At 63.5% G+C, this 20,264-nt stretch carries 23 protein-coding genes and 1 pseudogene; 12 read left to right on the top strand and 12 right to left on the bottom strand.

Annotated features, from left to right (window positions below; genetic code table 11):
* Window positions 1–133: 133 nt before the first annotated feature.
* The 3 genes from OO306_RS25285 to OO306_RS25275 form a co-directional block, all read right to left on the bottom strand.
* Window positions 134–1,030: an alpha/beta fold hydrolase gene (locus OO306_RS25285; protein ID WP_265970186.1), complete on the bottom strand. Its 897-nt coding sequence runs from the start codon at window positions 1,028–1,030 to the stop codon at window positions 134–136.
* Between the two features lie 176 nt (window positions 1,031–1,206).
* Window positions 1,207–1,893 carry an LrgB family protein gene (locus OO306_RS25280; protein ID WP_027595258.1) on the bottom strand — a complete coding sequence of 229 codons (687 nt, stop codon included), beginning with the start codon at window positions 1,891–1,893 and terminating at the stop codon, window positions 1,207–1,209.
* Window positions 1,883–2,269, bottom strand: a complete 387-nt coding sequence (locus tag OO306_RS25275; RefSeq protein WP_186702479.1) for a CidA/LrgA family protein — start codon at window positions 2,267–2,269, stop codon at window positions 1,883–1,885. Before OO306_RS25275 ends, OO306_RS25280 begins: the two co-directional genes overlap by 11 nt.
* A gap of 98 nt (window positions 2,270–2,367) precedes the next feature.
* Between OO306_RS25275 and OO306_RS25270 the strand changes: the two genes are divergently transcribed.
* Window positions 2,368–3,255: a LysR family transcriptional regulator gene (locus tag OO306_RS25270; protein ID WP_265970185.1), complete on the top strand. Its 888-nt coding sequence runs from the start codon at window positions 2,368–2,370 to the stop codon at window positions 3,253–3,255.
* 36 nt (window positions 3,256–3,291) lie between these two features.
* Here the strand turns inward: OO306_RS25270 and OO306_RS25265 are convergent, their stop codons facing one another.
* On the bottom strand, window positions 3,292–3,747 hold the full coding sequence (locus OO306_RS25265; protein ID WP_265970184.1) for a flavodoxin: 456 nt from the start codon (window positions 3,745–3,747) through the stop codon (window positions 3,292–3,294).
* 115 nt (window positions 3,748–3,862) lie between these two features.
* On the opposite strand from OO306_RS25265, the gene OO306_RS25260 reads away from it, so the two are divergent.
* Entirely contained in the window at window positions 3,863–4,291 is a 429-nt protein-coding gene (locus OO306_RS25260; RefSeq protein WP_027595254.1) for a PAS domain S-box protein, read from the top strand.
* Window positions 4,292–4,350: 59 nt separating this feature from the next.
* A complete protein-coding gene (locus tag OO306_RS25255; RefSeq protein WP_027595253.1) occupies window positions 4,351–4,968 on the top strand; it encodes a hypothetical protein in 618 nt (205 codons plus the stop codon).
* Here the strand turns inward: OO306_RS25255 and OO306_RS25250 are convergent.
* Entirely contained in the window at window positions 4,953–5,903 is a 951-nt protein-coding gene (locus OO306_RS25250; RefSeq protein WP_265970183.1) for a MerR family transcriptional regulator, read from the bottom strand. The two genes, OO306_RS25255 and OO306_RS25250, sit on opposite strands and share 16 nt — an antisense overlap.
* Window positions 5,904–6,120: 217 nt before the next feature.
* Between OO306_RS25250 and OO306_RS25245 the strand changes: the two genes are divergently transcribed.
* Genes OO306_RS25245 through OO306_RS25230 form a run of 4 tightly spaced genes read left to right on the top strand, consistent with a single transcriptional unit; the run spans window position 6,121 to window position 8,100 of the window.
* Window positions 6,121–6,681: an antibiotic biosynthesis monooxygenase gene (locus OO306_RS25245; protein WP_027595251.1), complete on the top strand. Its 561-nt coding sequence runs from the start codon at window positions 6,121–6,123 to the stop codon at window positions 6,679–6,681.
* A 32-nt stretch (window positions 6,682–6,713) separates the two neighbouring features.
* Complete coding sequence (gene folM, locus OO306_RS25240; protein WP_265970182.1) at window positions 6,714–7,460, top strand: dihydromonapterin reductase; 747 nt, start codon at window positions 6,714–6,716, stop codon at window positions 7,458–7,460.
* A gap of 9 nt (window positions 7,461–7,469) precedes the next feature.
* Window positions 7,470–7,766 carry a DUF1244 domain-containing protein gene (locus tag OO306_RS25235; RefSeq protein WP_027595249.1) on the top strand — a complete coding sequence of 99 codons (297 nt, stop codon included), beginning with the start codon at window positions 7,470–7,472 and terminating at the stop codon, window positions 7,764–7,766.
* Complete coding sequence (locus OO306_RS25230) at window positions 7,759–8,100, top strand: HopJ type III effector protein (protein ID WP_252825831.1); 342 nt, start codon at window positions 7,759–7,761, stop codon at window positions 8,098–8,100. Before OO306_RS25235 ends, OO306_RS25230 begins: the two co-directional genes overlap by 8 nt.
* A gap of 96 nt (window positions 8,101–8,196) precedes the next feature.
* Here OO306_RS25230 and OO306_RS25225 read toward each other — a convergent pair whose 3' ends face one another.
* The 3 genes from OO306_RS25225 to OO306_RS25215 form a co-directional block, all read right to left on the bottom strand.
* Complete coding sequence (locus OO306_RS25225) at window positions 8,197–9,105, bottom strand: alpha/beta fold hydrolase (protein WP_265970181.1); 909 nt, start codon at window positions 9,103–9,105, stop codon at window positions 8,197–8,199.
* Window positions 9,106–9,284: 179 nt separating this feature from the next.
* On the bottom strand, window positions 9,285–10,496 hold the full coding sequence (gene fabV, locus OO306_RS25220; RefSeq protein WP_099430425.1) for an enoyl-ACP reductase FabV: 1,212 nt from the start codon (window positions 10,494–10,496) through the stop codon (window positions 9,285–9,287).
* A 119-nt stretch (window positions 10,497–10,615) separates the two neighbouring features.
* On the bottom strand, window positions 10,616–11,479 hold the full coding sequence (locus OO306_RS25215) for a LysR substrate-binding domain-containing protein (protein WP_265970180.1): 864 nt from the start codon (window positions 11,477–11,479) through the stop codon (window positions 10,616–10,618).
* A 135-nt stretch (window positions 11,480–11,614) separates the two neighbouring features.
* Here OO306_RS25215 and OO306_RS25210 point away from each other — a divergent pair, with 135 nt between their 5' ends.
* Genes OO306_RS25210 through OO306_RS25195 form a run of 4 tightly spaced genes read left to right on the top strand, consistent with a single transcriptional unit; the run spans window position 11,615 to window position 15,764 of the window.
* The gene (locus OO306_RS25210; RefSeq protein WP_265970179.1) at window positions 11,615–12,655 is read left to right on the top strand and encodes an agmatine/peptidylarginine deiminase; all 1,041 of its coding nucleotides are present in this window, start codon (window positions 11,615–11,617) and stop codon (window positions 12,653–12,655) included.
* The gene (aguB, locus tag OO306_RS25205) at window positions 12,652–13,548 is read left to right on the top strand and encodes an N-carbamoylputrescine amidase (protein ID WP_265970178.1); all 897 of its coding nucleotides are present in this window, start codon (window positions 12,652–12,654) and stop codon (window positions 13,546–13,548) included. The genes OO306_RS25210 and aguB overlap by 4 nt, the downstream gene beginning before the upstream one ends.
* Before the next feature lie 2 nt (window positions 13,549–13,550).
* A complete protein-coding gene (locus OO306_RS25200) occupies window positions 13,551–14,636 on the top strand; it encodes an extracellular solute-binding protein (protein ID WP_265970177.1) in 1,086 nt (361 codons plus the stop codon).
* 18 nt (window positions 14,637–14,654) lie between these two features.
* Window positions 14,655–15,764 (top strand): agmatine/peptidylarginine deiminase, encoded by a 1,110-nt coding sequence (locus OO306_RS25195; RefSeq protein ID WP_265970176.1) that lies wholly within the window; start codon window positions 14,655–14,657, stop codon window positions 15,762–15,764.
* 22 nt (window positions 15,765–15,786) lie between these two features.
* Here the strand turns inward: OO306_RS25195 and OO306_RS25190 are convergent, their stop codons facing one another.
* Window positions 15,787–16,326 carry a cytochrome b/b6 domain-containing protein gene (locus OO306_RS25190; protein ID WP_265970175.1) on the bottom strand — a complete coding sequence of 180 codons (540 nt, stop codon included), beginning with the start codon at window positions 16,324–16,326 and terminating at the stop codon, window positions 15,787–15,789.
* Complete coding sequence (locus OO306_RS25185; RefSeq protein ID WP_265970174.1) at window positions 16,323–16,589, bottom strand: PepSY domain-containing protein; 267 nt, start codon at window positions 16,587–16,589, stop codon at window positions 16,323–16,325. Before OO306_RS25185 ends, OO306_RS25190 begins: the two co-directional genes overlap by 4 nt.
* Window positions 16,590–16,799: 210 nt before the next feature.
* On the opposite strand from OO306_RS25185, the gene OO306_RS25180 reads away from it, so the two are divergent.
* Entirely contained in the window at window positions 16,800–17,978 is a 1,179-nt protein-coding gene (locus OO306_RS25180) for an acetyl-CoA C-acetyltransferase (protein ID WP_186677912.1), read from the top strand.
* A gap of 179 nt (window positions 17,979–18,157) precedes the next feature.
* Here the strand turns inward: OO306_RS25180 and OO306_RS25175 are convergent, their stop codons facing one another.
* Window positions 18,158–18,877 (bottom strand): SDR family oxidoreductase, encoded by a 720-nt coding sequence (locus OO306_RS25175; RefSeq protein ID WP_265970173.1) that lies wholly within the window; start codon window positions 18,875–18,877, stop codon window positions 18,158–18,160.
* An 80-nt stretch (window positions 18,878–18,957) separates the two neighbouring features.
* Window positions 18,958–20,001 (bottom strand): annotated as a pseudogene (locus OO306_RS25170) (5-methyltetrahydropteroyltriglutamate--homocysteine S-methyltransferase); the annotation flags it as partial.
* Between the last annotated feature and the right edge of the window lie 263 nt (window positions 20,002–20,264).

Here is a 20,264-nt window from a genome sequence, read left to right as displayed (position 1 = left end):
AGCACAAGGCTGCTCCTACATCTGTTTCGGGCCAATTATTCCTGGGGTTTGGGCGCCGCCCATCTCCTGTAGGAGCAGCCTTGTGCTGCGAAGCGCCGCGCAGGCGGCGCTCGATCTCACAGGCGCTGAAAACTCATGCCAGGCACTGCAAAAAACTCAGCGGCTGCTCACGAAAGGCCAGGTAATGCCGCAACACCTGCACCGGTGCTTCGGTATGCGGGTAATGGCCAATGCCCTGCAGTTGCACGGTATCGGGCTCCGGCACCAGTTGCCGATAACGCTCGACCATGCGCGCACCGGAAACCGGGTCGACCACACCGTTGATGAAGCGCAAGGGCACCCCTTCACGTTGCAACGCCCCCACCCAACGCTCGCGGTGCAGGGTGCGCTCCGGCCAGTAGCCGGCCAGCTTGTGCAAAATGCGCGTGCCGCGGTTGGCGGCGATCAGGCTCCAGCAGTCGTCCAGCGCGCTTTCACTGGGGTGGGTGCAGGGGCCATAAACCTGGGTCACGTTGCGCACCAGGTCGTCACGCCCGAACGAGCGCCCTACCAACCAGCCCAGGCGGCTGAGCAGCAGCTTCTGGATCAGCAGCATGCGGCAGCTCTCGGGGAACAGCCCACTGTTGAGAAACACGCAGCTGGCGATGTTCGCGCGCTGTTCGTGGTGCCGCGCCAGCAGCTCTTGGGCCACGCTGCCGCCATAGTCATGGGCCATCAGGTGCACAGGCTGGTTGACCTTGAGGTGGGCGAGCAACGCTTGCTGCAGGTCGGCCTGTTCCATCAGGCTGTAAGCGTGATTGACCGGTTTGGCGGAGTCGCCAAAGCCCAGCATGTCGCAGGCGATCAGCCGAAAACGCTGGGCCAGCGGCGCCCACAGGTAGTGCCAGTCCCAACTGGCAGTGGGGAAGCCATGTAACAGAAGCAGGGGCTCTCCTTGCCCTGCGGTCCAGTAGCGGATGCTCTGGCCCCGGAAGGTAAAACTCTGTCCCCGGGTACGCCAGACGCACAATGGAATCTCGGCCAAAGGCATCAGATCGGTCCCGGTGGAGTTGTGTTGACGGAATAGGGCAAGGCTGCGCTCATTGCATGTCACCTCGGCACTTACATGTGCTCTCTATGTCGAGGCAGAGTCTAGCCAGCCGCCCATGGGCTGAAACTTGCGTTGCCAGCCAGCTTGATGACCTTGCGAGTCAGTGGCACGAACGGTCAGAGGAGCATGGCCAGCAGCGGTGCGGCGAACAGGTTCAGCAGCCCGGTCAGGACCATGACCAAGCCGGCCACGGAGCCTTCTTCGCGGCCCACTTCCTGGGCCCTGCTAACCCCAGCACCATGCGCCCCGACCCCGAACAACGCACCCCGCGCCAAAGGTGTGCGCAAGGGCAACCAACGCAGCAGCACCCCGCCGAACATCGCGCCCAGTACCCCGGTGAACATCACGAATACCGCGGTCAGTTCCGGCACGCCGCCGAGGTCGTGGGCCAGCGGCATGGCGAACGGCGTGGTGATCGAGCGCGGCACCAGCGACAGGCTGATCGCATTGTCCAGCGCCAACAGGTGAGCCAGCCCCCAGGAGCTGGCGATCGAAGCGGTGCTGCCGGCCAGCATACCCATCAGCAATGCCGGCCAGTGGCGCGCCAACATAGCCCGCTGCTGCCAGATGGGCACCGCGAATGCCACGGTCACCGGGCCCAGCACGCCCATCAGCCAATGGGTGTTGCGCGCGTACTCGGCATAAGCGGTGTGCAACGGCACGGCCACCGCCAGCAGCAGCGCAGGGACCAGGATCAGCGGCGACAGCAGGTAGCGCCCGCTGCGCCGGTACAGCCAGCGGCTGCCCAGGTAGGCCAGCAGGGTCAGCGCCAACCAGAACAGCGGCATGGGTTCAAGGCTCATGGCGCAGCCTCCAGCGGCACACCAGTTCGACGGTGAGCGCAGTCACCACCATGACCATCAGCGTGCTCACGGCAATCACCAGCAGGATGCGCCAGCCTTCCTCGCGCACCAGGGTGCCGTAATCGAGCAGGCTCATCAGCGCAGGAATGAAGAACAGCAGCATTTCCGCCATCAGCCAGCCGGCGCCCAGCTGCAACGTGGCCGGCTTGACCACACCGCTGGCGAACAGCAGCAGAAGCAGCGCCAGCCCCATCACGCCACCGGGGATGGGCCAGCCGAGCCACACAGCCAGCTGGCCACCGAGCAGGAACAGGGCAAACAGGATCGCCAGCTCGACGAGCAGGCGCAGGGCTTTTTTCACTAACGCGGGTTTCATGGGGGTGTTTCCTCGACAGGCCCTCATTTTAAGATTTGCCTGCCTAGGCCAGAAGCGAATTGTTAGACTGATCAGCATTCCAAAACGGAATTGCGACCATGGAATTCAAACAACTGCGCAGCTTCATCGAAGTGGTGCACCGGGGGGGGTTTACCCAAGCGGCGCAGACCCTGCACATCAGCCAGTCGGCGGTGAGCAAGCAAGTGGCTCAGCTGGAGCAAGATGTAGGCCAGCCACTGCTTGAGCGGCAGGCCTCGCAGCTGCACCTGACCGCCGCCGGGCGCATCGTGCTAGAGCGCGGCGAAGCGTTGTTGCGCCAGCGCCAGGCATTGCTCAGCGAACTGGATGACCTCGGCCAGATGGCACGCGGCGAATTGCGCCTGGGCTTGCCGATACTGGGCAGTGACGCCTTGTTCGCCGGCCTGTTCGCCGAATACCGGCGACGCTACCCCAACATCTCGATTCAATTGCTCGAAGGCGGCAGCCGCAGCGTCGAGCAGGCGGTGCGCAGCGGCGAGCTGGAGCTCGGTGGCAGCCTGACGCCCAGTGACGAAGCGTTCGCGTTCCAGCCATTTTGCAACGAGCCACTCGATGCCCTGCTGCCGGCCGGGCATGCGCTGGCTGGGAAGGCTGGCGTGCATTTGCGGCAACTGGCCAATACGCCTTTTCTGCTGTATCAGCGCAGCTTCGTGCTGAATGACCGGCTGCTCAAGGCCTGCCAGCAGCAGGGTTTTACCCCGAAAGAAGGTGGGCGCAGTGGCCAGGCGGACTTCCTGGTGGCGTTGGTGGCAGCCGGCCAAGGTGTGGTGTTGCTGCCCCGTGTTGTAGCAAAGGCGCTGGAGCGCCCTGGGGTGGTGCGCTTGCCACTGCAGTCGCCGGAGGACCTGCGTTGGGATATCGCATTCATCTGGCGGCGGGGGGCGTACCTGTCACGGGCGGCGCAGGCGTGGCTGGCGTTGTTGCGTGAGCGTGAGGTGCAGCGCTGAAGCGGTAGGAGCGGCCTTGCGCCGCTCCTACAGGCGTCAGGCCTTCAGCGCCTGGGCAAATTCTGCCAACCACGGTTCGGCATCGGCTTCCGGGGTCACCGTTTCGCTGGCATCCAGGCGCAGCATCGGCAGCACTTCACGTACCCCCAACTCAGCGAACAACTCACGCATCTGCTCGCCGCCGCCGCAATAGGTATCGCCATAACTGGCGTCGCCCAACGCAATCACCGCGCCCGGCAGGCCACGCCAGGCGGCGGGCAAGGTATCGCGAAGGGTGCTGTACAGCGGCATGAGGTTGTCCGGCAGCTCGCCCATGCCGGTGGTCGAAGTCACCGCCAGAAAAGCCTGCGGTGCAAAACCTTCAAGGTCCTGCAGGGTGGCACGTGCGGCATGCCAAGCCTCAAAGCCTGCGGCCTTGAGCAACGATTCGGCATGACGGGCGACTTCTTCGGCGGTGCCGTACACCGACCCGGAAATAATGGCGACTTTCATCGGGAAGAGGATTCCGAAACTGAGTGAAAACGTAGGATACTAGCATCCAACGCTGGCAAAAGGCCGCCTCTACCTAAGTACCAGCCCCCCTACCTCTTCGCCCAATGGCCCGAACATGATCAACGCGCAATTGCTGCAATCCATGGTCGATGCGTCCAACGACGGGATCGTGGTCGCCGAACAGGAAGGCGAAGACACCATCCTGATCTACGTGAACGCCGCCTTCGAACGCCTGACTGGCTACACCCGTGACGACATTCTCTATCAGGATTGCCGCTTCCTGCAGGGCAGCGACCGGGACCAGCTCGGCCGTGCGCGCATTCGCAAAGCCTTGGCCGAAGGCCGGCCATGCCGAGAGGTGCTGCGCAACTACCGCAAGGACGGCAGCGCGTTCTGGAACGAGTTGTCGATCACGCCGGTAAAAAGCGACGCCGATCAACGCACCTACTTCATCGGTATCCAGAAGGACGTCAGCCGCCAGGTCGAGCTGGAACGCGAACTGGCCGAAATGTGCGCGCGTCCGAAAAACGACCTACGCTCCTGAACCAAACGCGCTACGCACGGTCAATCCCGTTGAAGAAACCGCCACCTCCGAGTTCGATCATGCAAGCAGATGCGCTCCTGACCCAGGACGAGCTGGATTTCATACAGAACATGCAGCATTCGCCACAGCTGAACCTGGCTGACTCAATGTCCAGCCTGCTGGTCAATGGCGACCGTCGGATCCAGACCTTGCTCACCCGGTTGGTGGCCAACGAGCAGGTAACCTTGCAGGCGCAGTTCAACAACCAGCAGATCAGCTTTCCGCTGCAACTGGTGGAAGACGAGTTCCATGCCCTGCACCTGCAGCTGGGCTCACCGGAAATCTACGAAGACGGCCCTATGCTGCGCCCATGGCGCTTGTCCATGGACCAGCCAAGCGCGTTACTGGATACACACGATCAACCGAGCGGCCTGTGGGTTCGCGAAATTTCGTTCAAGGGCGCGCTGGTCGAGATCCGCGACCTGGCGCAAGCACCTGCACGTTTCGAGTTGCATTTCGCACCGGCCGGCATTGCCCCCATCGAGCTGCACGGGGTGCTGCGCCGACGCATTGGCCCTGACCTTGCGGCCTACGATTTAAGCCGCAGCCCGGTCGAAGAAATCGAGCGCCTGCGCGGCTATATCCTGCAAGCCCATCGTCAAGCGCACCCAGAGCTGCACAGTCAGGTGTCGAGCTGACCGGCCAGAAACTGCCGCAACCGCTGACGCATCACGCTGCTCTCTGCCCCCAGGCAGGCCACCGGGCTGCCTGCCAGGCTGTCCTGGGCCAGCTCGGCCACTTCACCGGCAAGCAATAACGGGCATTCAAGGCCAACCACCAAGCGCTCGAGGCGTTTGCTCAATTCCACGGTCGGCGCCTGGTTGGAGAACAACACCAAGGCATCAGGCTTGAGTCGCTCGCAGACCAGCGTCAGCTCCTGCAGGGGTTGCCCAGGCGCCAACACGCTCACCCCCACCTCGTCACTGCCCAGCAACAACGCGGTTACCAGCAGCTCCAGTTCGTGACACGGCCCCGGCAAGGGCGCCAGCAACACCGTGCGGCTGCGGGCCATGCGCGCCAGTTGAATACGCACGAACACCCGTCCGCGCAAGAACTGGTCGAGAAACAGCCAGGCGCTGGCCTGCCCAAACGCCCGCGGACCGTAACCACCCTGGCCTGCTGCCAGGTCGTGCCACACCGGCATGAAGATGTCGCCGAACACTTGATCCAGGGTATGGCCAGCGAACACCTGATCGAACAAACGGTGAAGGCTCGCGCTGTCGAAGCGCTGCACCGCCTCGAGAATCTGCTGCTGCCAGGCCAGGCGCACGTCCATCAAGTCGCTGCTTTGCTGCACCTGCGCCTGGCACCGCACCAGGATGCTGCCCACCTTGCTCACCGCCACGCCGCGCTCCAGCCAGCCCAGAATGCTGCGGATATCGTCGATATCAGCCTGGGAGTACAGACGATGGCCACTGTCGGTGCGGGTTGGCTGAATGAGGCCGTAGCGACGCTCCCAGGCGCGTAAGGTGACCGGGTTCACGCCTGTCAGTCGGGAGACTTCCCGTATCGGGAACAGCTCCTGGTGTTCCAGGCCCGCATCGACTGCCGAGCTACGTCCCTGTTTGTTCATCTGCACTTTGTACCCTGTGTGCCGAAGTTGAACCTGCATGTTACTACGACAGCATAGGCCGCCGGTTAACAACCGTTTGCCAGCCAACACTTGCCGAACACTGCAATATCGCGATAATTCGCGCCCGATTCTTGCATGCACGCTGGCGTCGCCCACCACCCCGGGCGACGCAGCCAAGGGCCAGCTACCCGCCAGCCCTGTCGCCAGGAGATACACGATGTCTACCCCACCCGTCACCCTGATGGTGTCGCGCCGCGCCGCCCATGGCCGCTACCAGGACCTGCTGACCTGGCTCCATGAAGGCGAGCAACTGGCCACCGACTTCCCCGGCTACCTCGGCTCCGGCATCCTGGCACCACCCCGTGACAGCGATGAATTCCAGATCATCTTCCGCTTCAGCGACGAACCTACCCTGCACGCCTGGGAGCATTCCGCTTCGCGCAAGGCCTGGCTGCAACGCGGCAACGGGCTGTTCGAGCGCCCCAAAGAGGCGCGTGTCAGTGGTATCGATGACTGGTTTGGCACCCATACAGTGCAAAAACCGCCGCGCTGGAAGCAGGCCGTCGCCATTTGGCTGGCCTTCTTCCCCGTGTCGTTGCTGTTCAACCTGTTGTTCGGCCATTGGCTGGCAGGCCTCGACCTGGTACCCCGCGTGATGCTCAGTACCTTGGCCCTGACGCCGGTGATGGTCTACCTGTTCATCCCCCTCTCCACCCGCTTGCTGGCCGGCTGGCTGAACCCTGCCGCGCCCACCCCTGCAGCGCTGCGCAGCCGCTGAGGGCTGGTCTACAAGAGGGAAACAGTTCGGGTATGCTGGGCGGCAACGAAAGGACAGACAAGTTGACCGCCCCGAACATGAACAGCCCAATTCTCGTTACCGGAGCCAGCCAGCGCGTCGGGCTGGCCCTTGCCCTCGACCTGGCCCAAGCCGGCCATACCGTGATCAGTGCCAGCCGCAGCCTCCAGCCGCAGTCCGCACACCCCAACATCGTGCAGTTCCAGGCTGACCTGTGCCTGGCCGCCGACCGCCAGGTGCTTATCGACTACCTGCAAGGCAACTTCGACGGCTTGCGCGCGATCATTCACAACGCATCGCTGTGGCTCGACGATGGCCTGGCCAACCTCGACACCATGTTCCGCCTGCACGTCGAAGCGCCCTACCACCTCAACCTGGCCCTGGGCGAGATGCTCGGCAAGGCCGGCAGCATGGGCAAGGCCGACATCATCCACATCTGCGACGAAACCTCTTCGCGGGGCAGCAAGAGCCACATCGGCTACGCCGCCACCAAAGCCGCGCTGCAGAACATGGTGCTGTCGTTCGCCGAAAAATATGCGCCCAAGGTGCACGTCAACGGTATCCTGCCTGGGCTGCTGATCCTCAAGGAAGGGGGCGATGAAGCCTACCGCCAGCAGACCTTGAAAAAGGCCCTGCTGGAATTCGAGCCCGGCGCCGGCCCGCTGATCGAGACGGTCAAATACCTGCTCGAAAGCCAGTACAGTACCGGTAGCCAGGTGGTCATCAACGGTGGCCGCCACCTGAAGAATCGCATGACCTGAGAGAAGCCCATGACCCCGCAACAACAGCTCGAACTCGAAGCCGCCGCGTTCCGGCGCCTGGTCGAACACCTGCAGAAACGCACCGACGTGCAGAACATCGACCTGATGAACCTGTCCGGTTTCTGCCGTAACTGCCTGTCCAAGTGGTACAAGGCCGCGGCCGACGAGCGTCAGGTCGACCTGAGCCTGGATGACGCCCGCGAAGCGGTGTACGGCATGCCCTACGCCGAGTGGAAAGCCCAACACCAGAAAGAAGCCAGCGCCGAACAACAAGCGGCGTTCGAAAAAGGAAAACCTCGTGACTGATCTGAACACCCTGCGCGCCAGCCTGGCCAGCGGCGAACACGTCTTTGCCGACACCTTGGCCTTTATCGCCGCCCACTACAGCTACCAGCCGCAGGCCTTCAACAACGGCGGTGTGGAAAACGCCGCTGGGCAGAACGAAGGCTCGTGCAAGACCCTGGGCCTGGCCCTGCTGGAAGGCTTGAGCGATGAAGAGGCCCTGTTGGCCTTTGGTGAGCATTATCGCGATGTCGTGGCCACGCCAGAGGGCAGTGACCATGGCAATATCCGGGCGCTGATCGAGCATGGCCTGGCGGGTGTGAAATTTACCGCGCAGCCGCTTTCGCGCAAGGGTTGAGATTGCTGGGGCCGCTGTGCGGCCCTTTCGCAGGCAAGCCAGCTCCTACAGGGGCAGCAAGGGCCTCAGGTATTGCGCTGGCCCTGTGAGGGCCAATCAGCTGATGATCTGCCCCGGCCTGTTCGGCAGCAACTCACCGCGCTGCAGCCACGCCAGCGCAATCGGCCACAAGCGCTCGCGGAAGCGGTCATGGAAAAACGCGAAATGGCCTATTTCCTCGACCGAGATATCCACAGGCGCAATGCGCAGGTGCTGACGCTCGGCCCCCTGCAAATACCCTAGCAACCGCTCTGTCGCCGCCACAGTACCGAATGGGTCATCGGTGAGGCTGATTGCCAGCGTCGCCGCCTGGACGTGCGTAAACGGTACCCTCTCCAACCTGCGACCGCTTGGCCGCTGCTCGTAGCGTGGCGTACGGGTTGTCCAGTCGTGCACCACGCCCGCCGGTGTGTCTTCCATCCAGCCCAGGCGCTTGCCGGGGAAGTAGCCGAAGGCGTGGGTCAGCAAGGGCATCACCACATGCCATTTGCCGAACAGCCGCCAACGCTGATCGGCCGCATAATCGCGCCAGTAGGCGAACTGCGCGCCCACCATCACTACCCGCCTGACCCGGCCAGCAGACGGCGCCAACCCCACTGCGCAACCGCCAAAGCTGTGCCCCACCACGTCGATGGGCTGGCCGGGGAATGCCTGTTCGGCGTGTGTCAGCATGGCTTCGAAGTCCAACTGCCCCCAGTCGCTCCAGGACGCCTGAAAACCACGCAGTGTTGGCGGCCGAGATTCGCCGATGCCGCGGTAATCGTAGGTGAGTACATCGCAGCCCTGGGCAAACAGGTAGTCGGCAAAACGCGCGTAGTAGCGACAACGCACCGAAGTGGCGGCGTTGATGATCACTAGCGGGCGCTGGGGATTGGCCTGGGCGTGGCGCCAGCAGAAGCCGCCGAGGCTGTAGCCGTCGGCTGCGGTGTGGCGAAAGGCGGTGGCGGGTTGGGTGAGGCTGCTCATGGCGCACATCCTGTTGTTGTGCGCCAACGCTAGCAAAAAAATCGGGGGCTGTGCCGGCCTCTTCGCGGGGCAAGCCCGCTCCCACAGGTCTCCACGGCTCTTTGGCTCAGTGGATATCCTGTGGGAGCGGGCTTGCCCGCGAAGAGGCCGGTACAGCCCCCGACTTTTCTCAGCCTTGCTTACAGCTCAATGCAGTCGAACTGTACGTCGGTAGCCACGTCTTCGTCGTAGTTGACGTCAGCGCGCTCGAAGCCGAACAGGTTGAGGAACTGCTTCTTGTAACCGGCGTAGTCGGTCAGCTCGAACAGGTTCTCGGTGGTGACTTGCGGCCACAGCGCCTTGCAGGCGGTCTGTACGTCGTCACGCAGTTCCCAGTCGTCCAGGCGCAGGCGGCCTTTCTCGTCAACCTCAGCCGCAGCGCCATCGGCGCGGTACAGGCGATCACGGTACATGCGGTCCAGTTGGTCCTGGGTACCTTCGTGCACGCCCTTCTCCTGCATGATCTTGAAGACCATCGACAGGTACAGCGGCATCACCGGAATGGCCGAGCTGGCCTGGGTGACCACCGACTTCAGCACGGCGACGTTGGCGCCGCCTTTGACTTCGCCGGCCAGTTTCTGGTCCAGGCGCAGTGCGGTGTCGTCCAGGTCCTGCTTGGCCTGGCCCAGCGCGCCGTGCCAGTAGATCGGCCAGGTGATGTCGCTGCCGATGTAGCTGAAGGCCACGGTGCGGGCGCCTTCGGCCAGCACGTCGGCACCGGCCAGGGCATCGATCCACAGCTGCCAGTCCTGGCCACCCATGACGGTGACGGTGTCAGCGATTTCCTGCTCGGTAGCCGGCTCGATGCTGGCCTCGATGATGGTGTCCTTGTTGGTGTCGATGGCGGTCGACTTGTACGGCTGGCCAATTGGCTTGAGCGCCGAACGGATCACTTCACCGGTCTGCGGCAGCTTGCGCACCGGGGACGCCAGGGAGTAGATGACCAGGTCGACCTTGCCGCCCATTTCGTTCTTGATCAGCTCGATGACCTTGGCACGAGCTTCATCGGAGAAGGCGTCACCGTTGATCGACTTGCTGTACAGGCCCTCGGCCTTGGCGAACTTGTCGAACGCGGCAGAGTTGTACCAGCCAGCGGTACCGGCCTTGGTCTCGGTACCTGGTTTTTCGAAGAACACGCCCAGGGTGTCGGCCTTGAAGCCGAACGCTGCGGTAATGCGCGCTGCCAGGCCGTAGCCGCTGGAAGCACCGATCACCAGGACCTTCTTCGGGCCATCCTCGCGCACGCCCAGCTTGCGGGTGGCTTCGATCTGGTCACGGACGTTGAGCTCGCAGCCCTTCGGGTGGGTCGTGGTGCAGATGAAACCGCGGACCTTAGGATGAATGATGGCCAATGTCTGTACCTCGTCAGGTTTATGCCAGGGAAGCGCCGCCACGGGCGATTCCGATTGATCAGAGGGTGAGACTACCCCCGCAGGTTATCGGACACATCTTACGGGGTGTTTGAGGGGATTCAAAACGGCGCTTGCTGCGTCAGCTGGCCTTGCAACCACTGCAAAAACCGCTGCGCCAATGGATCATCGTGGCTGTCGCGGTGCACCAGGCAGGCCCACGCTGGCCCCCGCACCTGCTGTGGCGATAGCGCTTGCAAGCGCCCCTGCGCCACCGCCCGCCGGGCCAGCAGCTGGCTGACCAGCGCGATACCCAGCCCTTCACAGGCGGCATCCAACAGCAACCCCGGGTCGGAGAAGTTAAGCCCCTTGCCCTGCTGCCCCACGTCTTCACCGCCCTCCAGTTGCCAATGGCTCCAGTCCATTTCCCGCTCACCGTGCAAGGTAGTGCGTGCCGTCGAAGACACCAGAGAAGGGTGGCAGGCCGGGTACAACGTGTCCTGGTGCAACACGCTGAAACTGCATTCGGCCTGGGCGCTCAGGTCGTCGCGGATGGCAAGGTCGATGGTCTCGGTCGCCATGTCCGGCACCTCGAAACTGGTGAACAGCCACAAGTCGACCTCCGGGCAGCGCTGATGGAAGTCGGCCAGCCGCGGCAGCAGCCAGTGCCGGGCAAAGGCCGGGCTGGTGTTGACCACCAACTGATTGGGCTTGCGGTACTGCTCGAGGCGGCGGATGCCCACGGCCAGGTGCTGCAGCAGCGACTGGGTGGTACTGAGCAGATCGTGCCCGGCATCAGTCAGGCTCACACTGCGGCCGCTGCGATGGAACAAGGGTTGTTCCAGGTAGGTTTCCAGGCTGCGGATTTGCTGGCTGATCGCCGATTGAGTGAGGTTGAGGGCCTCGGCAGCCTTGTGGAAGCTGCCAAGCCGCGCAGCGGCCTCGAAGCCCCTGAGGGCATTGAGGGGTGGCCAGTGTTTGAGCATGATCGATAAGCCTTGCTAATCAGATGTGCGCTAAATCTATCGTTTGTCGCTGAACGTTCCTAGCCATAGCATGACAACCAACACCCGCGACGGCGGGCTTCGTTGATAAAAATCCTTAATAGATCGGAGTTCTCTATGGACCTGTCCCTCGACAGCGGCTGGCGCATGCCCGCCGAATGGGCCCGCCACGCAGCCACCTGGATGATCTGGCCGCACAACCAAGCGCTGTGGGAAAGCGGCTGGCACGTACGCCTGGCCGATGTGCAGCAGGATTACGCCCGTGTGGCCGCCGCCATCGCCCGCTTCGAACCGGTAAAAATGGTGGTCGACCCGTCTGCCGTTGAAAGCGCCCGTGCCCTGTGCGGCGCCAACATCGAGCTGATCGAGCTGACCGTCGACGACAGCTGGTGCCGTGACAGCGGCCCAAGCTTCATCTGCCATCCGCAGCACGGCCTGGCCGGCCTGAGCTGGCGCTTCAACGCCTGGGGCGGCAAGTCGCAACACGGCCGCGACCGCAGCCTGGGCCGGCGCATGCTCGATCACCTGGGGCTCGATGGCTTCAGCACTGCGCTGTGCAATGAGGGCGGTGCCATTCATGTGGACGGCGAAGGCACCCTGCTCACCACCGAATCGGTGCTGCTCAACCCCAACCGCAACCCCGGCATCAGCAAGGCCGAATTCGAAGCCTGCTTTGCCCGCTACCTGGGCATTCGCAAAACCATCTGGCTGCCTGGCGACCCGCAGTACGTCACCGGTGACATGACCGACGGCCATGTCGATGGCGTGTGCGCCTTCGCTCGCCCCGGCGTGCTGCTGGTCGACGCCACCTATGAGCAAAGTTCGGTGTATGCCGAAGTGGCGCGGGAAAACCGCCGCGCCCTGGCGCTTGCCACCGACGCGCAAGGCCGGCCTTTCGAGCTGCTCGACCTTTACGAAGCCAGCGCTGCGGTCGACCAGGACGCTGAAGTGTTCTGCGCGTCCTACACCAATTTCTACATTGCCAACGGCGCAATCATCATGCCGGCCTACGGCATCCCTGCCGACCAGGAGGCTGCCGCGCAACTGGCCGTTGCCTTCCCCGGCCGCGAGATCGTACCGGTACGCATCGACCACATCGCCCACGGCGGCGGCGGCATCCACTGCATCACCCAGCAGCAACCCGAGGTGCGACCATGAGCCTGCTGCGCATCGCCACCACCCAGATGCCATGCACCTGGGACCTGCCCGCCAACCTCGACCGCGCCGAACAGCTGGTGCGCCAGGCCGCTGCCAAAGGCGCCCAGGTGATTCTGCTGCAAGAGCTGTTCGCCACCCCGTACTTCTGCATCGAGCAGGACCACCGGCACCTGGCATTGGCCCAGCCCTACCCCGACAGCCCGATCCTGCAGCGCTTCGCCGCGCTGGCCAGAGAGCTGGGCGTGGTGTTGCCATTGAGTTGGTACGAACGGGGCGGCAATGCCTTTTTCAACGCGCTGACCGTGGCCGATGCCGACGGTCGCCTGCTCGGGGTTTACCGCAAGACGCATATTCCCAATGCCATCGGCTATCAAGAGAAAGAGTACTTCAGCCCTGGCGATACCGGTTTCAAGGTCTGGGATACCGCGTTCGGCCGGCTGGGCATCGGTATCTGCTGGGACCAGTGGTTCCCCGAAACGGCCCGCTGCCTGGCCCTGCTGGGCGCCGAAGTGCTGCTGTTCCCCACCGCCATCGGCTCCGAGCCCGGCGCCGCCGAGCTGGACTCGCGCGATCATTGGCAAATCGCCATGCGCGGGCACGCCGCCGCCAACCTGCTGCCAGTGGTCGCGGCCAACCGCGTGGGCCGCGAAGTGGCCGGCAGCGATGACACCCTGGCGATGCAGTTTTATGGCTCATCGTTCATCTGCGACCACAAGGGCGCATTGCTCGCCGAAGCCGACCGCGACAGCAGCGGTATCTGGCTGCACGACCTGGACCTTGGGCGCATGCGCGAAGACCGCCTGACCTGGGGCATCTACCGCGACCGCCGCCCGGACATGTACGCGCCGTTGCTGACCCTGGACGGCCACCACCCCCATGCCACGAGGGCCTGAACATGAAGCTGCTACCGCTGGCTGCACTTGCCCTGGCGCTCTGCGCCAGCCACGCCCAGGCTGAACAACCGACCCTGCGCCTGTACAACTGGGCCGATTATTTTGCCGAGGACACCCTCAAGCAATTCACCGCCGAAACGGGCATCCAGGTGATCTACGACGTCATGGACGGCAGCGAGGTGCTCGAAGCCAAGCTGATGTCAGGGCGCAGCGGTTATGACCTAGTGTTCCCCGGCGACACCGTGGCCGAGCGGCTGATGCGCGCCGGCAGCCTGCAGCCGCTCGACCCCAGCCGCCTCGAGGCCCTGGATGACATCGAGCCCGGCCTGCGCACGCTGCATGCCCGCTACCCCAAGGCCAGCCAGGCGACAGTGCCCTACACCTGGGGCACCATCGGCCTGACGGTGAATGCCGACAAGGTCCGCCAACGCCTGCCGAACGCGCCGCTGGACGACCTCGACCTGTTGCTGAAACCGGAGCTGGCGGCCAAGTTCGCCGACTGCGGCATCTCGATCATCGACTCGCCAGACGAAGTGCTTGCCGTAGTCCTCAACTACCTGGGCCGGGAGCCGCGCAGCGCCAAACGCGAAGACCTGGCCGCCGCCAGCGAGCTGCTCAAGGCCATCCGCCCCTATGTGCGCAAGTTCCAGTCGCAACCGGTGACCGAGCTGGTCAACGAAAACCTGTGCCTGTCACTGGGCTACAGCGGCGATGTGATCCAGGCCCAGCGCACGGCCGAGGCTGCGGGCAAGGCGATCGACTTCCAATACCGCGTGCCGCGCCAAGGCACCACGGTGTGGATGGACACCATGGCCATCCCCGCCGATGCCAAACACCCGGAATATGCCTATCGTTTCATCAACTTCGTCATGCGCCCGGCAAACATGGTGGCCATCAGCAACTTCACCGGCTACCCCACGGCCAGTGCCAAGGCGCGCCAGGCCGTCGAGCCACGTATGCGCGACAACCCCGACATCTACCTCGACGAAGCCACCTATGCCCGGCTGATACCCGGCCGGGACATTCCCCAAGCCGACATGCGTGCGCGCATGCGGGTGTGGACACGCTTCAAGACTGCACAGGACTGAACCATGCCACGTGGTGCCATGCCAAACCGTAGAACCTTCCTGCAACTGTCGCTGGCCGCAGGGCTGGGGGCCAGCCTCGGCCTGCCGCTGGGCCTGGCCCGCGCCGAGGCGCCGGAGCGCTGGTTCATGCCTGATGAGGGCGAGCCGCAGCAACGCGCCTTTATCGCCTTCGGTGCCCAGCCGGCGATCTGGGAAGACTTCACTACCGACGTCCAGGCCGCTCTGGGCCGCATCGCCCAGGCCATTACACGCTACCAGCCGCTGACAGTGTTTTGCCGCCCCAGCGAACTGGCGCTGGCCAAGCAACACTGCGCCAGCCCCCACACCCAATTCGTGACCTGCGAGCTGGATGACATCTGGATGCGCGACATCGGCGCCAACTTCGTTGTCGACGATGACGGTGCTTTGGCCGCGGTCGATTTCCACTTCAACGGCTGGGGCAACAAGCAGCGCCACCGCAACGATGCCCTGCTGGCCAAACGCGTCGCCACGCTAGCCAAGGCCCACTACCAGCGCAGTGAACTGGTGGGTGAAGGTGGCGCCATCGAGGTCGATGGCCATGGCACCGGGATCATGACTGAAAGCAGCTGGGTAAACGCTAACCGTAACCCCGGCTGGAGCAAAGCCGAGGTGGAAGCCGAGCTCAAGGCACGCCTGGGGTTGAGCACGATCATCTGGTTGCCGGGTATCGCCGGTGAGGACATCACCGATGGCCATGTGGATTTTTATGCGCGCTTCGTACGGCCAGGCGTGGTGATCGCCAACCTCGACAACGACCCTGAGTCTTACGACCATGCCATGACCCGCAAGCACCTGGAGATTCTCAAACAGGCCACTGATGCCGAGGGCCGCCGACTGCAAGTCCACGTGGTCTCACCGCCGATGCGCGGCCGGCGCAACAGGTTCAGCAAGGGCAACCCGGACTTTGCGGCAGGCTATATCAACTACTTCGTCATCAACGGCGCGGTCATTGTGCCGCAGTTCGGTGATGCCCAGGCCGACGAGAAAGCGCGGGCGCTGCTGGCGTCGCTCTACCCGGACCGCGACATTGTGCAGTTGGACATCGATGCCATCGCGGCAGGGGGTGGCGGCATCCATTGCGTGACCCACCAGTGCCCGGCGGTGTAGGTGCTCGCGCAGCGCCAAGCACTCATTGATCGTCCGGCAATCGACGCCTGCCGGTCAGCATCGACAAGGGCAGGTTCTCGCGCAGGCGCAGACTTTCGACGATCGCCGCCAGCACGTGCACGCAGACTAATGCCAGCACCGCGTCGGCCAGGAAGCTGTGCAGGGTCATCGGCCAGTCGGCGCCCCACAGGGCGTCGACCTCCTGCGACGCCCACCCGGTCAGGCCCAGGCCCGCGATCCCGGTCAGCATCAACAGCATCACCAGGGCGCCAATCGGCGAATGCCCCAGGCGATGGTAAGGCTGCCCGCGTACCAGCGCCCGGGTGTGGGCGGCCAGGCGCGCCGGGGTCGGCCAAAAGTCGGCCCAACGCGCGCTTTGCGGCCCGACAAAGCCCCAGACCAGGCGTAACACCACGCACGCCAGCCCGTAGTAGCCCAGCCACTGGTGCCAGTCGTCGCCCTCTTCATTAAAAAAATAATCCGCGAAAAACACCGTGGCCAACGACAGGTGGCACAGCCGCAGGAGGGGGTCCCACAGCTGCACCGTGGCATCAGCCTTCAATCTTCGTACTCGGTCTTGACTGCCTTGCCGCTGACCGGGTCATGGTAGATCTCGACCTTACGGCCATCCTTGTCGAAACCGTAGATTTCGTAGCAGTTGCCTTTGGTGACCTTGAACTTATTGATCGTGTAGCCCTGTTCCTTGAGCTGGGCCTGGAATTTTTCCGGGTCTTGCCACGTGCTTTTATCTGTTGTGGTGCATTGGGTGGCGGCGAATGCTGTGCTGCTGCCGATCAGGAGGGTGAGAGCGATCAGGATGCGCATGGACATGAGCTCCGTTACGTTGAGTGAAACAGCACGACATCCAGCTTAGACCCGGGGCTAGCGGCTTGCATAAGTGAAAGCGTGTCCACGTCATTCATTTGTTTTCCAGATCAATCCAAAAGAAAAACAAACTTAACAAATCAACCAAACCCACCGATGCTGACGGCATCCTGCCCTCGCGGCGCTCACCCTTGCACGGAGAACAACAACATGAACGACGTGGTCATCGTCGCCGCCACCCGTACCGCCATCGGCAGCTTCCAGGGCGCCTTGGCAACAGTGCCCGCCGTCGACCTCGGCGCCGCCGTGATCAAGCGCCTGCTGGAACAGACACAACTGGACCCAGCCCAGGTCGACGAGGTCATCCTCGGCCAGGTGCTTACCGCCGGCGCTGGCCAGAACCCGGCCCGCCAGGCCGCGATCAAGGCCGGCCTGCCCTTCAGCGTGCCCGCGCTGACGCTCAACAAGGTCTGCGGCTCGGGCCTCAAGGCCCTGCACCTGGCGGCCCAGGCCATCCGCTGCGGCGACGCCGAGGTGGTGATTGCCGGCGGCCAGGAAAACATGAGCCTGGCCCCCTACGTCATGCCTTCGGCGCGCACGGGCCAGCGCATGGGCCACGGCCAGCTGATCGACAGCATGATTACCGACGGCCTGTGGGATGCCTTCAACGACTACCACATGGGCATTACCGCCGAGAACCTTGTGGATAAGTACGGCCTCAGCCGTGAGCAGCAAGATGCCTTCGCCGCCGAGTCCCAGCGCAAGGCCGTGGCCGCGATTGAGGCGGGCCGTTTCAAGGACGAGATCACCCCCATCGTGATGCCGCAGAAAAAGGGTGAGCCCAAGGTCTTCGAACGCGACGAACAGCCCCGCCCGGACACCACCGCCGAATCGCTGGGCAAGTTGCGCGCAGCCTTCAAAAAGGACGGCAGCGTCACGGCTGGCAATGCTTCCAGCCTCAATGACGGCGCCGCCGCCGTGCTGCTGATGAGCGCCACCAAGGCCAAGGCCCTGGGCCTGCCGGTGCTGGCCAAGATCGCGGCCTATGCCAGTGCTGGCGTAGACCCGGCGATCATGGGCATTGGCCCGGTTTCGGCCACCCAGCGCTGCCTGGACAAAGCCGGCTGGCAGCTGGCGGACCTGGACCTGATCGAAGCCAACGAGGCCTTTGCCGCGCAGGCGCTGGCGGTGGGCAAAGCACTGGAATGGGATGCGGCACGGGTGAACGTGAATGGTGGGGCGATTGCGCTTGGCCACCCGATTGGGGCATCGGGGTGCCGGGTGCTGGTGACCTTGCTGCACGAGATGATCAAGCGTGATGCGAAGAAAGGGCTGGCCACGTTGTGCATTGGTGGTGGCCAGGGGGTGGCGTTGGCGATCGAGCGCTGATCAGTCATTGATGCCAGCAGGCCCGGCCCCTTCGCGGGGCAAGCCCGCTCCCACAGGTTAACCACAGCTCTCAAGGTTTGTGCTTTTCCTGTGGCTCCCAAAGGTTAACCACAGCTCTCAAGGTTTGTGCTTTTCCTGTGGGAGCGGGCTTGCCCCGCGAAGAGGCCGGGCCTGCTTACTCAGAACCGCTCATCGGCAATGGCCGGCAAGGTCAACTCGCGCACATAACTTGCCGCTGACAGCTCTAGCATCGTCCGCACCATCAGCACCACATCGTGCAACGGAATCAACCCGCCCTCCCCCCGCGCCGCAGCGTCGGCAACTGGCACATTCAGGCCATCCTCGGTGTTCAGGTAACCCAAGTTCAGGCACGTCACACCCAGGCGCTGTTCGCGATACCCCTCACGCAAAGCCTCGGCAATCCCGCGCAGGGCGAACTTGGACGCAGCAAACGTCACTTCAGGGCGCCCGCTCTGCGGCAGGCCTGAAGTGGAACCGGTAAGGATGATCCGTGGTTTCTCGCTTTCCAGCAGCATCGGCAGCAAGCGCTTGATCAGCAGGACAGTGGCCGTGATGTTGCAGTCGACCATGCGTTGCAGCTCTGGGTCGTGATCGTCCAGGAAGCTGTAGTGTTCTGAAAACGCCTCGGCCTCCCACAGCCCGAGGTTGTAGATGAGGGTATCCACGCCACCCTCGGCCAGCGCCTGGGCAACGGCCTCGACGGCGGCAGCCGGCTGACCGAGGTCGGCCGCAATCCACTGCACCTCGACCCCCTTGCCGGCCACCACCCCTTCGGGGCGCGAGCGGGACACACCTATCAGCGTATCGCCCGGCTTGCCCAGCCCTTCCATGAAGGCCTTGCCCAGCCCCTTGCTGGCGCCGACTACCAGAACTCTCATCGCATCACTCCCTGTCGAGTACGTTTCGAGCCGGCATTATAAGCACCTCATCACACGGCAAGGAGGCGTTAGGCAGCCGCCACGTCAAAAGCCTCTGGCGCTTTGACGGCGTTGGCCAGCACGGCCACTTGCTGACACTTCTGCACGGCCAAGCCCACAGAGCTGTGCAGCAGCGAGCAAGACGGCGCGACCCACAGGCGGTCACCCAGGCGTTCGGCGGCGTGCTGCAGGACGGTAACGGCTTTTTCCAGGTCGCCGGCCGTGTCGTCATAGCCGTTGACCAAGCCCAGCGACAGGACCTTGTAGGCGGGCAGGCGGTCGAGGATGGTGGGGTATTGGTCTGGGGCACGCACCAGGTCGATGTGCAGGCCATCGACTGGCAGGTTGGCCGCCAGGCTGAGGTTTTCTTCCAGGCCACCGAAGTAGGTGGTGATCAGTTTCTTCAGCGGTGCGCGCTGCAGGATGTTGTAGACGCGCTCGTAGGCGTTTTTCCAGTCCTGCGGCAGGTCGAGCACCAGGATCGGCTCGTCGATCTGTACCCACTCGACACCCTGCGCGGCCAGGCGATTGAAGATTTCGTCGTACAGCGGCAGCAGCCGATCGACCAGTTCCAGCTTGTCGAAGTCGGCGCCTTGGGTGGTGCCCAGCCACAGGTAGGTCAGCGGGCCGATCACCACGGGCTTGACCGCGTGGCCCAGGGCCTTGGCTTCTGCAACCTCTTCGAACAGCTGCTCCCAGCTCAGGGCGAACTGCTGATCGGCGTTGAACTCAGGTGCCAGGTAGTGAGCGTGGGTGTCGAACCACTGGGTCATTTCCTGGCCACGTGCCATGGCGAACAGGGTTTGCAGGGTTGGCTTGGCACCGTCGTGGCTGCGCAAACGCTCGGGGACAACGCCGAAGGTCAACGAGTGGGTGAGCACCTGGTCGCACCAGGCGAAGTCGCCCACGGGCAGCAGGTCGATACCTGCGTCTTTCTGTTCCTGCCAGTGGGTGACACGCAGATCACGGCCTACCGCGCGCAGCCCGGCTTCGTCGAGCTCACCGGTGCAGAAGGCTTCCTGGGCGTTTTTCAGTTCACGATCGTGGCCGATGCGCGCCAAACCCAGGTTGTGTGCCAGTGCCATGTCTTGCCCCTCTGAACGCAAAAGTGAATGCGGGAATTTTCGGGGCAACCGAGCCTTGAGACAAACTCATTTAATTTAAGATGAAATCAAGATTTCCTCATGTTTATGTGAGGTCTGTAGGAGCAGCCTTGTGCTGCGAAGAGGCCCTTACGGCTAATACATCTCTACCCGGCACACGGGCCTCTTCGCAGCGCAAGGCTACAACTAAACAGAAGAGAGAATGGCAGGATTTTGAAGTAACTTATTTTTAAGTGAGCGCCGGG

Origin of the sequence: Pseudomonas sp. DCB_AW, from assembly GCF_026240895.1 — a bacterium.
GTDB classification, from domain to species: Bacteria; Pseudomonadota; Gammaproteobacteria; order Pseudomonadales; family Pseudomonadaceae; genus Aquipseudomonas; species Aquipseudomonas kermanshahensis.
This window is presented reverse-complemented; position numbering and strand designations above follow the sequence as displayed.